The sequence below is a fragment of the Ochrobactrum sp. 19YEA23 genome (assembly GCF_029909865.1).
Classification (GTDB): Bacteria; Pseudomonadota; Alphaproteobacteria; order Rhizobiales; family Rhizobiaceae; genus Brucella; species Brucella gambitense.
Map to the genome: position 1 here is coordinate 19848 of NZ_JASAMQ010000012.1, position 12961 is coordinate 32808.

A 12961-nucleotide genomic window follows, 5' to 3' on the forward strand; every position below is an offset into this window, starting at 1 on the left:
AACCTGTCATTCACCCAATTGTTCCGCTCTATTCCTGATGCATCCTGGATTTCTTGTAAGCACTGCGCAATTCGTATTTCCTCATTTTTGATCGTCCGCCCAACTGCGCGATGAGCGAGCCAGCCACTGTCGTCTCCCTCAAGCAGCTCAACGCGCTGTTGTTACGATGGAATTAGGACTATCGATCCTGTTGTTCTGCGCGCCTCAAGATCACTATGAACGGCCACAACCTCATCCATGGACCGCTGCGTAATATGATCGACCCGAACCTCACCTGAAGCTAGCCGTCGAAACAGCTCTTGCGATCGTCTTTCCAGGTCGCTTTTCTCGGCAATATAATCGAACAGCACTGGTCGGATCGCGGACAGAGATCCCTTTGCAAGACGAGACAGTTCAAACCCCTGAATAGGCCCGGAAGACTGACCGAAGTTCACAAAACAGCCAAAACGCTGCAAACATTGCAGCGAGCCGCGCCATGTGTCTTCACCAACGCTGTCATAAACAACAGCACAGCCCAGCCCCTTTGTGATCGACAGAACTTCCGACACGAAATCTTTTTCACGATAATTGATGACGTGATCATATCCATGATCATGTGCGAGAGCGACCTTGTCATCAGACCCGGCAGTGCCGATTGCCCTAGCTCCCAAGACCTTCAACCATTGTCCAAGCAAAAGCCCGACACCGCCTGCTGCGGCATGGACGAGAACAACATCACCCGGCTTTACTGTATAAGATGAAGTGACGAGATACTGTGTCGTCAAGCCTTTCAACATGGCGCTTGCCGCTACAACATCACTCAATCCGTCTGGTATGATCACAAGCTGCGATGCCGGCAGATTCCGCAAGGTGCAATAAGCACCATGCTGCATGACATAGGCGACGCGATCTCCCGGCAAGAATCCGTTCACCCCCTGTCCCACGGCTGTGACAACACCTGCGGCTTCCGCTCCCGGAACCATTGTCGGTTGCGGCCACGGATAAAGACCGCTGCGGTAGTAGGTATCGAGGAAGTTGACCCCGATCGCCGTAGGGCGCAGCTGAACCTCGCCCGGCCCGGGTTTAGGAACGTCAACTTCAGTCCATTCAAGAACGTCCGGACCGCCCGGCTTACGCGCGACATAGGCATAGGCTTCACTCATGGAATGCCCTCAGCTTTTGACATCAAATTCTGGATCGACCGGAATTTGCAGGGCCGTCACGATATGGTTGGTTTGGGCAGCCAAACCAATAACCGCTAGGAGTTCACCATGTTGCGCATCGGTCATCCCCTTGGCGCGCGCTGAAGCTGTGTGAGAGTGAACGCAATACTGACAGCCATTGGCTGTTGATACGGCAATATAGATCATCTCACGCACAACGGGATCGAGGGCTCCCGGTGCAACCATGATCGACTTGAGCTGTTCCCAGACGCGCTTCAAATTGACAGGATCGTTAGCAAGACCACGCCAGAAATTATTGACGAAATCTGATTTTCTGGTTGCGCGTATATCATCGAAGACGGCTTTAACTGCCGCATCCTTCTCAACGTCTGCATCACTCAACAGTCTGACAGTGGCCATGGTCTTTCTCCTCAGGCGTGCGCCCATTCCCAATAGAAGCTGCGGGTGCGTTTGGTAGCAGTTCCGTAGTCAAAGCGGCCTTAGTGTACTGCCGCATACATGATCTTTTCTTCCGTCGCTTCTGCTGGCGAGAACTCCTCTACGATACGCCCCTGTCTGCAAACAAGAATTCGGTCGGAAAGATTCATGATTTCAGGTAGATAAGACGAGATCACAACGACAGCCAGCCCCGCATCAGCCAACTCGTTGATCAGCTGATGGATTTCAGCAATCGCGCCGACATCCACGCCACGTGTCGGCTCATCGAAAATCACCAGGCGAGGCTCCTGCACCAGACCCTTGCCTATAACGACCTTCTGTTGATTGCCGCCGGACAATTCAACCACCCTGGCATTGTCATTGATCGCGCGAATATTAAGCTGCTTGATCCATTGCGAGGAAAGCGCCTGCATTTCCTTCAAGCTTACGATGCTCGACTGTTCTTTATCGGCAGCCAGAACACCCGCAAAAAGGTTTTCCGCAATTGACATTGTTTCAAAAAAGCCTTCGCTTTTCCGGTCTTCAGTGATGTAGACGATCCCCAATTTTACGGCTTCGCGCGGCACATAATAGCGAACTGGTTTGTCATCGAGTTCTATAGCACCTCCGCGCAGAAAGTCTCGTTTGTAAATCCCGGAAATGACTTTGAATGTTTCGGTCCGGCCAGATCCAATCAGCCCAAAGACGCCGGTGATCTGCCCCTCAAAGATTGAAAACGAGTTGTTGCGAACCGCACTCCCCATGGAGATATCTTGAACCGACAGTATTTTTCGGCCCGCCTGACGCAAACCCGACGCATCTCGCTGGCGATATAGCTCGCCCGAAAGAGAACGGCCGACCATCGCGGCCACGATCTTTTCGCGGTCGAAATCTTCAACCGCACCGCTAGCGACCAATTCTCCATCACGCAGGATTGTGATCCTGTCCGAAATCATCAGCGCTTCTTCCAGTGCATGGCTGATGAACACAATCGAAACACCCTTGGTTTTCAACCGTCGGATCAGCGCAAAGAAATGGCGTTTTTCCTCCGGCGTTAGCGTTGCTGTCGGCTCATCGAAGATGATGACTTCTGCATTGTGATGTACAGCACGGGCAATCTCGACCATCTGCTTTTTGGCCGCTCCAAGCGTTTCCACCATCGCAGTCGGATCTACGGAAAAGCTTAGCGACTGTAAAAATTGTTGCGCTGAAATATAGATACCTCGGAGACGATTAAGGAATTTTTCGGAACCGAGATAGAGGTTCTGCGCAACTGTCATGGAAGGTACCAGACTGGTCTCCTGAAAGACCATTGCAACGCCTGCTTCCAACGCTTCATTCGGCGATGAAAAGCGAACTTCCTTTCCATTGTAAATCATGACGCCCGAGGTCGGCTCAACGACACCGGCAATCATCTTGGTGAGGGTCGATTTTCCGGCCCCGTTTTCACCAAGCAGCGAGTGAACCTCGCCACGCCTCAATCTGAAATCGACATTCTTCACAGCGGGAACGCCACGGTATTCCTTGGTGACGTTCTTCATTTCGACAACAATATCGTCTGTCTGAGCCATCAGTGCACCTTCTCATGGCTATGATCGACCGACCCTGCGTCAACAACACAGTCGCCGCCCTTGCTGGCCACCAGCAACCGTCCGTTGTGTTCTATAGCGCTGCAAGTACCATGGCGATGACCATTGGCTCGGCTATGATAGCTGAGAACCGGTTGGAACTGCTTGTCGAGCCGTACGACAAGTCCATAGGACCTGCTTGGAGCCCATGGTTTATGAACGCCCATCGTTTTGATGCCACCGCATTGCAGTGGTTCAAGAAAACTGCGTCCAGACGACAATGCGGGCGCAATCCAGAATTCCTGCGGAACCTGATCAATCATATCATTACGGTAATGTCTCTCCTGCAGAACAAGCTCGATCAGTCGATTGCGTGGCGCGAAAAACGCCAGCCACGCACCATCACCTGACGCTGGCGACAGATGAGCCGGATAACCCGGCAACTTGTCAGCAACGATGCGTTTTTCGCCTGTTTCTGCATCGAGAAAAACCAGCCGGTGCTTCCAGCTTTCACTAAAGACCACGCCGCCGGCGGTCGGCAAAAGCCCATAAGGGTATGCGAGTCCCGAAGCCACTTGCTGAAACTGTGTAGCGCCAACAGTCCGCTTCCAGATGGAGCCTGACGAGCCATGGCGCATCAAATCGGCGGACCAATTGGCCGCCGAGTGATCCGCAGACCCATTGGCCAACCACAAGGTTCCATCCACAGCGTAGCTGAGAGCTGTGATGCAACCAATCTTCGCAGGCAAAGGCTGCTCGTGATTGTCGATGAGGAGTTTTCCGGTTTCGAGGGCCACGGCGAGTTCACCCGAAGGTCCAGACGCGAGGCTCGTCACCGGGGCAGAAAAACGCTCGACGACTTCCGGCGCATTATTGGCGGTCAACCGGAAAACAGCGTTCCCGCTCGAAGCGAGAAGCGTGCCGCCGGACATAACAAGATTATCAGCCTCGTTGAGGTCTGCAAAAACCGGAGCCTCATCAAGGAGCGTATTGGGACGGAATGCACCATCAAGCGGTGGTATTGTCACTGCCTTGCCGCGGAAGAAATCCAGGATCGGATCAAAGATCATTGTTTTTCTCCCCAGTACGAGGCAGGACCTGTCCAGTCCGTGGCAGCACCGGCGATCCTATAGCGACCGATACGGTTGTTCAGGATGCCACCGACAAAGAGATAACCCTTGTGTTCGCGCATGGAGGTTACCATAGGGTGCGAAACACCCGACAAATCGCCCAGCGTATCGATGATCTTTCCCGTTTCATCAAACTTCACCACACCGCCAGTGTTAATATTCGGGAACAGCCATTCATCCTGTGGCAAGCGACGCGTCATGCGCTTGCGCATATCAGGATGGCGCAGCGACAGGTCGAAACTTGGCGTACGCATGCCGAGCCACGCCATCCAGTAGCTTCCATCGGATGCGCGATTGATATTGTCTGGGTAGCCGGGCATGTCTTTGATGACACATTCAGCCGTTCCTGCCTTCGGCCCTTCCAGCCAATAGCGATGTACCCTGCAGGCCCAGCTTTCGGCAAAATAGATCGACTTTCCGTCATGGGCCACACAGACACCGTTGGTGTAACGATAGCCATCCAGAAGTGTTTTCGTCGAACCGTCTTTGGGGTCATAAACCAGAAGCCGTCCAGTTGGGCGGTTCTCAATGGAATCGAGCGCCCAGTCATGAGCGTCATAGCGTTTGGTTGAATCGGTGAAATATATGCGTCCGTCGGGTGCAATGTCGCAGTCATTGGGATCACGCAAGCGCGCGTCATCTACAATAGACGTCAATGAGCGCGCGGTCTCTGCCGACAGTTTCTTCACTTCTCGCTCTGGCGAAATGGAATATAGACCCATCGCTCCGACACAGGAAATCAGATTGCCAGCCTTGTCAAAGGCAAGTCCGAGCGGAAAGCCGCCGACGTGAGCAAAGACTTCCGAACGCGAATAGTCTGGAGCAAAGAAGCGCATGATCTCCCCATGGCGGGTTCCGCAATAGAGATTGTCATTGCGATCAAGAATGACGTCTTCCGGCCCTTCGAGTTCGCCAAGACCGATATAATCTGTGCCCGAAAGGCGGTCATCCAGTTCATATGGTGTGCCGGATCCCGGGGCCGCCGACAAGGTCTCACCCATTTTGAGATAGACCGGCGCCACATAAATCTCGTTGAGAACTTTGTGGCGGTTCTTTAGCCAGCGAATATCGACTGTCACAGCAACGGCGAGCATGACGCCCAGAACAAGCTGCGTTGTGCCCGTCCCGTAACCGAGACGAATGAGCCCGTTGGTCATGACGAGAACGATGATCGCGCCCATCACGCCCTTCACGACCGAGCCGCGACCGCCACCCAGACTGTTACCACCAACCACCGCTGCGGTAAGCGCCAGAATTTCGAGATTCAGGCCTGTGCCGGGTCCAACACCGCTCAAACGACAAGCAATAAGAAAGCCAGCGAGAGACGAGCACAATCCCGAGAAGACATAGGTGAAGAACACCGTTCGGCGCACACGGATACCGGCATTATGTGCCGAGCGGCGAGAACCGCCGACAGCCAGAATATGCCAGCCTGGTCGAGAACGCGTGAGAACGATATGTGTAACGACAGCCATCAGGATTGCCGCAATCACCGACGCGGAAAAACCGAAAATAGTTTCGTCACCAATGAAATCCCAAACATCGGAAGAAGCGAGAGACGTTTGCACGGCAGCAGCAAAATTCACGACGAGAATATCGTATATGGCGCGACCGATGATAAATGTCACCAGCGTGGTGATAAACGCACGCAGTCTTAAAATGCCAACCAGATACCCATTGATCGCACCATAGACTACGCCGGTAGCAATGGAAGCAAGCAGCGCTAGCCAGACCGGCTGCTCGAAGATGAAGAATACGGTGACCGCAGAGAAAGCAGAAAGCGCGAAGATCGAGCCGACTGACAGGTCAATGCCACCGCCGAGCATGACAACCGTGAGCCCTGTGACCACCAGGGAGAACTCACCCAACTGGCGTGTGGATTCCTGCAAGGACGAGATCTTGAAGAACCCTGATACCTGTGATCCAAAAAGCGCAATCGTTGCCACAAGCACGGCAAAGGGAATGGCGTTATCAGTCCAGCGTTTTGTCAGCACCTCACCGATCAGATGATCAGGAATGTAGTTATAGCGCCAAGCCTTGATACGTTCTCGTAACGACATAGGGACTTCCGGAAATTTGATGTGTTCCGCCAAATATCAGACCGCCATGCGCCAAAGAAAAGCGCGTGGCGATCTGTCGGTTTTTCAATCAGCCCCGGCAGCTCTCCAGCCGGTTAAGCCGATATTATTGAGCTGCCTGTGCCTGCAGCGCCTTGACATCCCAGCAACTGGCGGGATTGAGATCCTTTTTGGTCGTCGCCTTTTCGAGCGTGTAAATATAGGTGTGCGACGTTCCTGCAGGCTGGCCGCTTTGCAGAAGGAACTTGATGATCGCATTGATATCGCCCGATTGGCGCGCAAGGTCTGTCATCACGACGGCGCCATAGGTGTTGTCTTCAAGACGATCGCAATCTGCAGTCTTTTCACCGCCGCCCGTCGTCACAAGAAAGATCTTGTCCTGAAGCTTGGCGTCGCGGATTGCAGCGGCAGTCCCGGTCGCGTCACCGTCCCAGAAATCGATAATGCCGCAAATGTCTGGATGCTGCTGCAAGATTGTGGTCGTTGCATTGCGTGCTGTCGTGGCGTCCCAATTGGAGTCTGGTTTAGCAACGACCTGGAAATCCGGGTTCTTTTCAAGAACCTTGGTGATGCCGGCATATTGATAGAGACTTGATGCGTTGACCTGATCTCCCTGGATGAGCGCAATCTTCTTTGAAGAATTTGCTCCGCAGCCCTTTATAACCGCTTCGGCTTCAAGTTGCCCCAGACGATCCCAGTCGGAACCAATGAAGGCATCGACGGCATAGTTGACCGGATTATCAATGGCGATGACGTAAATTCCCGCTGCCTGCGCCTTCTTGAAAAGCTTGGCATAAGAGTTGAGATCGGGCGATTGTACGACGAGAACGTCGGGCTTGGTATCAGACGCGATGGCTTCGGTGATGGCCTGCGCACCTGCTTCGGCGCTCCAGTTTGGATCGCGGGTTTCGAAAATGCCGCCGAACCCCTCAACCTCACTCTTGAGGTAAGCCGCCCATCCTTGAGCCAGATCAAAACCCATCGTCATAGGAACAAGCAAAACACGCTTGCCTTTGAGCGCCTTTTCATAAGCGGCCGGGCCCGGATCTTCGGCTGCTTTTGCAACTTGCACGGATAGAACCGTGGACATGATGGCGGTTGCCGCCAGAATTGTCCTGAAAAGCTTCATAATGTCCCTTCTCCTTTGAACAGCCATTCCGGCTGTCTTGAAACTGATTAGATGTCGCCCTGCTGCGCTGTCTGTTCATCACGTGGGTTGATAACGCCGTCGATGATGATGGCGGCCAGCAGAATGGTGGATTTGATAAGGTTCTGATAAAGCAGGGGAATATCGAGAATGGTCATGGCATTGAGCAGGATGCCAATCAGTGCGGCGCCGACCAGAACATTGCGCACGCCACCCTTGCCGCCAGACAAGCCAATGCCGCCGATAACCGCAACCAGAACAATGTCATACAGCAGAGTAGAATTCACGACCCGTGTATTGATCGAATGCAGGCTTGCCGCCGTTAGAAGACCCGCCGCAAAACCGATCAGCGCGGAAAGCACATAACGCAACACGATCATGGGCCGAACAGGCATACCGGAATTGCGAGCCGAAACGGGGTTGTCACCCGCATAATAGACGTATCTTCCCCATTTCGTGAAACGCAGAAATGCAAAGATAGCGAGACTTAAACCCGCGAAGATAAACACTTCGACGGGGATGTCGAAATAGCGAAGGCCGCCCAATAGTTCGAGCCAATGACCGCTAGGAACGGGCACTGCGTCCTGCGTGATGAGCTGTGAGCGAACATAGCCAAAAACGAAGGAGCCGCTTGCAAGCGTGACAAAGATCGCAGGCACTTCCGCATAGGCCACGAGAAATCCATTGAGAAGACCGATGCCCACAACGCCTGCCAGAACAAAGGCAATCGCCATGGCGTCGGATGTTCCCGCCCCCAATAGTTGCAAATACCACGCGACAGACATCGCCATGATTGCCACGGTCGAAAGATCAATCCCTCGTCCGATGATCACGATGGCCATGCCCAAAGCCAATATGCCCAGAACCGAAACGGAGCGTATGACGGCAATCAGATTTTCGGCGGTCAGAAAGCCGGGCAAAGCAACGGAGGCCGCGATGAACATGACAATCGCCAGCGCAAGAACTATTCTCTCTTGATTGATAACACCCCAAGCAGACTTTTGCATTTGCCCAACCCCTTCTAACCCAATGCAATGTCCTGCTTTGCGGTTCAGAAAGCGAAGGTAATCGGTGCGAAATCAATTCGTCCAATGAATAATTTTATCAAATATCAATGCGAAATTGGAATAGGTTATGCGCGCCAGCGAATTCTTAGCCCGCTCATGAATAGATGGGGCGAATCCGATCAGATAGTCTCGGCGATGATGTGATCCTTTAACGCTTCAACGAAACGCATCCCGTATTCGGGCAGAGGCGACGCATAGCTCCACATCGCGCATATATCAAAGTAAACCCGCTGGCCTTTCAAAGTAATCGGTTTCCCGATCAACGGCGGTCCAAATTTGACTGCCGAAGAAGGAACGACTGCCACGCCAATTCCACCCTCGGCCATTGAGAATAATGTATGCGGTGAATAGCTCTCGAGCACGATTGTGGGTGCAATCCCTGCCAGTTTACATGCTGCGTCAAAGACTTCACGTGACGCGTGGCGCTGATTAAGTGTCAGGATTGGCAAACGCAGGAGGTCGTTTAATTCGATGGACGGGGCTTCGTCGGATAGAAATTCCTCTGTTGCGACAGCCAGAAAGCTCAGTCGCCCGAGGGAAACCGATTCAAATAGATCGACTGGCGCGAGAGGACGCGCGCTGATCGTCAGATGAACAGCACCCGCCCGCAACTTATCAGCCAGTTCCGGTCCGCCGCCATCTTCAATGCGAATGCTCACGCCCGGATTCTCCCGGCTCCAATTCTTGATAAACTTCGGTAAGTAACGTTCAATGAGTTGCGAACAGGCACCCAATTTCAAGACACCGCTTTCGCCGTTGCCGAGGTTATCGGCCAGAACCCTCAGACTGCGATCAGCCCGCACAATGTCGTTTACTTTTTCCAGAAGAGCATCGCCATAGGCCGTGAGCTTCACGTTCCGCCCACTTTTCTCGAAGAGTTCGACACCCAGATAATCTTCAAGCCCCTTGATCTGGCGTGACAATGCTGACTGGGTGATATTGAGCCGTTGTGCAGCAAGTGTAAAATTCATCAGCTCCGCAGCTGCGACAAATCCATTGAAATTGCGAATATCCAAGTGGCCCCGCCTCTCTTATTCTTACGCTTCCAAGGCTGAGCTTATACGCTGGTGCGAAAGCTTCAAGAAATCTGATTTCAATCCAAAGCCGCATATTGCGCCCCCAATGGGAGCGCAATATCGCCGATCCAGCTTCAAGCAGAGGCCCCCTGCTGCCCGGCAAACCGAGCGGTAAAGACTTCCTTGGCTGCAAACAGTCCGTTGAGCGCCGCAGGGAAGCCTGCATAGACCGCCATCTGTATGATGATTTCAATGATCTCGTCTTTGGTCAGACCAACATTCAGCCCAGCCTCGATGTGGACTTTCAGTTGTGGAGTGGCCGTTCCCATCGCTGTCAGCGCTGCAATCGTCGCAATCTCGCGAGCACGCAGATCAAGGCCGGGACGACTGTAAATGTCACCAAACGAAAACTCGAAAACGTAATCTGCAAAATCGGGGGCAATGTCAGCCAAAGCGGCGATGACATTGTGGCCAGCATTGCCGTCAATTTCAGCGAGTGCGCGCTTGCCGCGTTCCAGCCTGCTTTCGCCTTGGTTCGGTAACTGATGCGTCATAGTTTTTCATCCTCTGTTCCTCGCCGGCATATCCGGCAATCTTGGTGTCGAGGACGACAAGGCAGGCTTGTAGTTTGGCCACATGTGCACGGACACGCTCACGGTGCTGTTCCAGCAACGCGCCGCGTTCTTCTTCCGTGCCAACGCCGCGCTCCCGCAAAGCTGCATAGTGCAACATTTCCCGAATAGGCATTCCAGTCATCTTGAGACGGTCCAGAAATTCTATCCAGGTCAGGATCGATGCGTCGTAATCACGTTGGCCCGATTGATCTCTGTCGGCAAAGGGAAGCAGCCCGATCCGCTCATAATAACGGATCGTATAGGCCGACAGTCCTGATCTCTTCGCCAACTCGCCAATCTTCATCGGAGCCCTTCTTTCGTCACGACGCAGAAGAAGCTAATTGTTAGAGTGCACTCTAAGTCAAGAGCCAATCGACAAAACCGCTCTCGACCCTCATTTCGGTCAGGTTCAGCAACTCAACCAGGCCGAATGTGAGAGCCTCGATCTGGCTCTGCACATTTTTGAAGTCGCCGAAACGACGAACATCACGCTACTGCGCCGGTGCAATTGCTTTCAGAAGATCGGCGTTGAAGCGCTCTGGATCCTGCATCTGCGGGCTATGCCCGTAGTCAGGATAGGTGATCAGCTGCGAATTCGGAATGCGCGCCTGAGCTTCCTTTGCCAACACCGGATAATTGCCGAGCGTTGCCGCGAGTTCCTTATCGGCGCGGTTCCTACCCATGGCGGTATTGTCCTTCAGGCCGATCATCAGCACGGTTGGCACACGCAGCTTCTCGAACTCGTGGACTACCGGTTGGTTGAAAACCATGTCGGCAGTCAAAGCCTGATGCCAGGCAACGATATTTCCACCCGGACCTTCATACATGGATGCCAGCATATCGACGGGCCGGTCGAATTCAGGTTTCCACGTTCCGGCATAATAGGTCGATTGCTGATAGGCCTTGATGCTCGCCCGTGTGGTCTTCAGTTCGCCGGCGTAGAGCGCATTGACTGTCGCATTGGGTACGCCCTTGGCGCGCCAGTCTTCCATCCCCAATGGATTGACCACGACCAGTTTCTGGAGTTCATCCGGATATTGCAGCGCGTAGCGTATGGCCAGCATCCCGCCCATCGAATGACCGACGAGAACCGGTTTTTCGATGTTAAGCGCGGTCAAAAGCTGATGCGTGTTGTCGGCAAGCGCGTGCAGACCATATTGATAGCGCGCTGGCTTCGTTGATTTGCAGAACCCAATCTGATCGGGAGCGATGACCCTGTATCCAGCTCCTGTCAGAGCCTTGATCGTCGTTTCCCATGTGCCGCCGCAGAAATTCTTGCCATGCAAAAGAACGGCCGTCTGGCCATTGGCCTGCTCGGGACGGGCATCAATATAGGCCATTGTCATGGCCTCGTTCTGGCTAAGTATGGTTTGTCGCTGGACCGGCCAGCCGTAGTCGAAATCACCAAGCAGAGGGTCAGCCATCGCAGGCGTAGCGGTTCCCAGGGCGATGACAGCCATCATCGTTCGGATCATGGGTGATACAGTCATTTGGGTCTCCAATTGCTCGTTTCAACAACCACATTCACGATATTCGCCATTTGCAACACCAACATGGTTTCGCGACCGTTACGTGGCTTGTTACGATCGCGAAACCAGTGATGAAGATGGGCGCAGCTTACTTGTCGATAAAGTTCTCAAGCAGCGCGTTGACTTCCGGGGCCGATTCTTCAAGCAGCCAATGGCCGGTATCTGGAAGAATGGTCGAACCCAGCTTGCTGGTGTCCTTTACGAAGCGCGCTTCAAGCTGCTTCGGCAGAACGTCGTTGACGCCCTTTGCACCGCTGATCGAATAGACCGGGATGGTCAACTGCTTGCCAGCGGCGAGCAGAGCTTCATTCTGGCGGATACTGTCGGAATGCGACTGATAATAGCCAAAGGCGGCATGCAGATTGGCACGGGTCGAATAGGGCTCGATCAGCTCATCCAGCAGTTCAGGCGTGAAAACGTCCTTCTTGCCTGCATATTCCTTGATGAAATAGCTCATGAACAGGACCGGATCGGTGGAGACCATCTTTTCAGCGATATCGCCAAACGAGAAATAGCCGAAATGCCAGCCAAGGCCTGGACCGTTTGGAGTCTAACCTGGATAGGTCCACATCGCCTTGTCGGGGATCGGCGAATCCATGAACACCACCTTCTTGATGATATCCTGATTGTTGGCGACCATTGGATAGGAAGCCGAGTTGCACAGATCATGGCAGACATAGGTGAAAGGCTGGTTGTTGGTCAGGCTCTTGATCGCGCCCAGAAGATAGGTACTCATCTTTTCTGCATCATAGCCCGCAGCAGAAAGTTCCGACAGACCCAAACCAGGCAGGTCGAGAGCGATGACCTGATGGTTTGCTGAGAACTTCTTCAGAGCTGGTTCCCACATTTTCCAGGTAGAGCCGAAGCCGTGCACGAAGATGATCGGATCACCTTTACCCTCGCCTCCGCTGACATAGTGCAGGCGAATACCATCGGTTTCCACCATGCCGCTCTTGAAGCCATCAGGAACGGCATACTGACCGTGCTTTTCGGCTTTGACTTTCGCCAGGTTCGCTTTGGAAACTTCCGGCGGCGTATTGATAGAAGGCAGCACGTTTTCCTGCGCCAGAACAGGCGGCGAAAACAGCATTGTAGCGCTCAATAGTGCTCCGGCGGATATGATTTTAGAAAACACGGTTTCGTCCTTTCTCGAGAAAGCCCGATACGAATGATCTCGGGCGAAGTGACCCGGCATACCCAACTTGAATAATGAGAGGGACACCGGTGCCAAT

13 protein-coding genes are annotated in these 12961 nt (G+C 53.4%); all 13 read right to left on the minus strand.

Features of this window, described 5'->3' with window-relative positions:
* Window positions 1-161 precede the first annotated feature (161 nt).
* The 13 genes from QBD01_RS22435 to QBD01_RS22495 all read right to left on the minus strand — a co-directional run bounded on the left by QBD01_RS22435 (window position 162) and on the right by QBD01_RS22495 (window position 12831).
* On the minus strand, window positions 162-1142 hold the full coding sequence (locus tag QBD01_RS22435; RefSeq protein WP_280994594.1) for a quinone oxidoreductase: 981 nt from the start codon (window positions 1140-1142) through the stop codon (window positions 162-164).
* A gap of 9 nt (window positions 1143-1151) precedes the next feature.
* The gene (locus QBD01_RS22440; protein WP_182522546.1) at window positions 1152-1562 is read right to left on the minus strand and encodes a carboxymuconolactone decarboxylase family protein; all 411 of its coding nucleotides are present in this window, start codon (window positions 1560-1562) and stop codon (window positions 1152-1154) included.
* Window positions 1563-1642: 80 nt separating this feature from the next.
* Window positions 1643-3151 (minus strand): sugar ABC transporter ATP-binding protein, encoded by a 1509-nt coding sequence (locus QBD01_RS22445; RefSeq protein WP_280994595.1) that lies wholly within the window; start codon window positions 3149-3151, stop codon window positions 1643-1645.
* Window positions 3151-4218: a hypothetical protein gene (locus QBD01_RS22450; protein ID WP_280994596.1), complete on the minus strand. Its 1068-nt coding sequence runs from the start codon at window positions 4216-4218 to the stop codon at window positions 3151-3153. Before QBD01_RS22450 ends, QBD01_RS22445 begins: the two co-directional genes overlap by 1 nt.
* Complete coding sequence (locus tag QBD01_RS22455; protein WP_280994597.1) at window positions 4215-6338, minus strand: SMP-30/gluconolactonase/LRE family protein; 2124 nt, start codon at window positions 6336-6338, stop codon at window positions 4215-4217. Before QBD01_RS22455 ends, QBD01_RS22450 begins: the two co-directional genes overlap by 4 nt.
* Window positions 6339-6462: 124 nt before the next feature.
* Window positions 6463-7485 (minus strand): sugar ABC transporter substrate-binding protein, encoded by a 1023-nt coding sequence (locus tag QBD01_RS22460; RefSeq protein ID WP_280994598.1) that lies wholly within the window; start codon window positions 7483-7485, stop codon window positions 6463-6465.
* A 47-nt stretch (window positions 7486-7532) separates the two neighbouring features.
* Window positions 7533-8510 (minus strand): ABC transporter permease, encoded by a 978-nt coding sequence (locus QBD01_RS22465; RefSeq protein ID WP_280994599.1) that lies wholly within the window; start codon window positions 8508-8510, stop codon window positions 7533-7535.
* A gap of 179 nt (window positions 8511-8689) precedes the next feature.
* Window positions 8690-9586 carry a LysR family transcriptional regulator gene (locus QBD01_RS22470; protein WP_280994600.1) on the minus strand — a complete coding sequence of 299 codons (897 nt, stop codon included), beginning with the start codon at window positions 9584-9586 and terminating at the stop codon, window positions 8690-8692.
* Between the two features lie 134 nt (window positions 9587-9720).
* A complete protein-coding gene (locus QBD01_RS22475) occupies window positions 9721-10140 on the minus strand; it encodes a carboxymuconolactone decarboxylase family protein (protein WP_280994601.1) in 420 nt (139 codons plus the stop codon).
* The gene (locus QBD01_RS22480) at window positions 10076-10504 is read right to left on the minus strand and encodes a MerR family transcriptional regulator (RefSeq protein WP_280994602.1); all 429 of its coding nucleotides are present in this window, start codon (window positions 10502-10504) and stop codon (window positions 10076-10078) included. The genes QBD01_RS22475 and QBD01_RS22480 overlap by 65 nt, the downstream gene beginning before the upstream one ends.
* 187 nt (window positions 10505-10691) lie before the next feature.
* Window positions 10692-11690 carry an alpha/beta hydrolase gene (locus QBD01_RS22485; RefSeq protein ID WP_280994603.1) on the minus strand — a complete coding sequence of 333 codons (999 nt, stop codon included), beginning with the start codon at window positions 11688-11690 and terminating at the stop codon, window positions 10692-10694.
* 127 nt (window positions 11691-11817) lie between these two features.
* Window positions 11818-12213: a hypothetical protein gene (locus QBD01_RS22490; protein WP_280994604.1), complete on the minus strand. Its 396-nt coding sequence runs from the start codon at window positions 12211-12213 to the stop codon at window positions 11818-11820.
* A 66-nt stretch (window positions 12214-12279) separates the two neighbouring features.
* On the minus strand, window positions 12280-12831 hold the full coding sequence (locus tag QBD01_RS22495) for an alpha/beta hydrolase (protein ID WP_280994605.1): 552 nt from the start codon (window positions 12829-12831) through the stop codon (window positions 12280-12282).
* Between the last annotated feature and the right edge of the window lie 130 nt (window positions 12832-12961).

Coding starts and splice junctions, on each gene's coding strand:
- QBD01_RS22465 (WP_280994599.1), bottom strand. CDS start 8,510: ATGCAAAAGTCTGCTTGGGGTGTTATCAATCAAGAGAGAATAGTTCTT.
- QBD01_RS22435 (WP_280994594.1), bottom strand. CDS start 1,142: ATGAGTGAAGCCTATGCCTATGTCGCGCGTAAGCCGGGCGGTCCGGAC.
- QBD01_RS22445 (WP_280994595.1), bottom strand. CDS start 3,151: ATGGCTCAGACAGACGATATTGTTGTCGAAATGAAGAACGTCACCAAG.
- QBD01_RS22440 (WP_182522546.1), bottom strand. CDS start 1,562: ATGGCCACTGTCAGACTGTTGAGTGATGCAGACGTTGAGAAGGATGCG.
- QBD01_RS22485 (WP_280994603.1), bottom strand. CDS start 11,690: ATGACTGTATCACCCATGATCCGAACGATGATGGCTGTCATCGCCCTG.
- QBD01_RS22480 (WP_280994602.1), bottom strand. CDS start 10,504: ATGAAGATTGGCGAGTTGGCGAAGAGATCAGGACTGTCGGCCTATACG.
- QBD01_RS22455 (WP_280994597.1), bottom strand. CDS start 6,338: ATGTCGTTACGAGAACGTATCAAGGCTTGGCGCTATAACTACATTCCT.
- QBD01_RS22475 (WP_280994601.1), bottom strand. CDS start 10,140: ATGACGCATCAGTTACCGAACCAAGGCGAAAGCAGGCTGGAACGCGGC.
- QBD01_RS22490 (WP_280994604.1), bottom strand. CDS start 12,213: ATGGTCTCCACCGATCCGGTCCTGTTCATGAGCTATTTCATCAAGGAA.
- QBD01_RS22450 (WP_280994596.1), bottom strand. CDS start 4,218: ATGATCTTTGATCCGATCCTGGATTTCTTCCGCGGCAAGGCAGTGACA.
- QBD01_RS22460 (WP_280994598.1), bottom strand. CDS start 7,485: ATGAAGCTTTTCAGGACAATTCTGGCGGCAACCGCCATCATGTCCACG.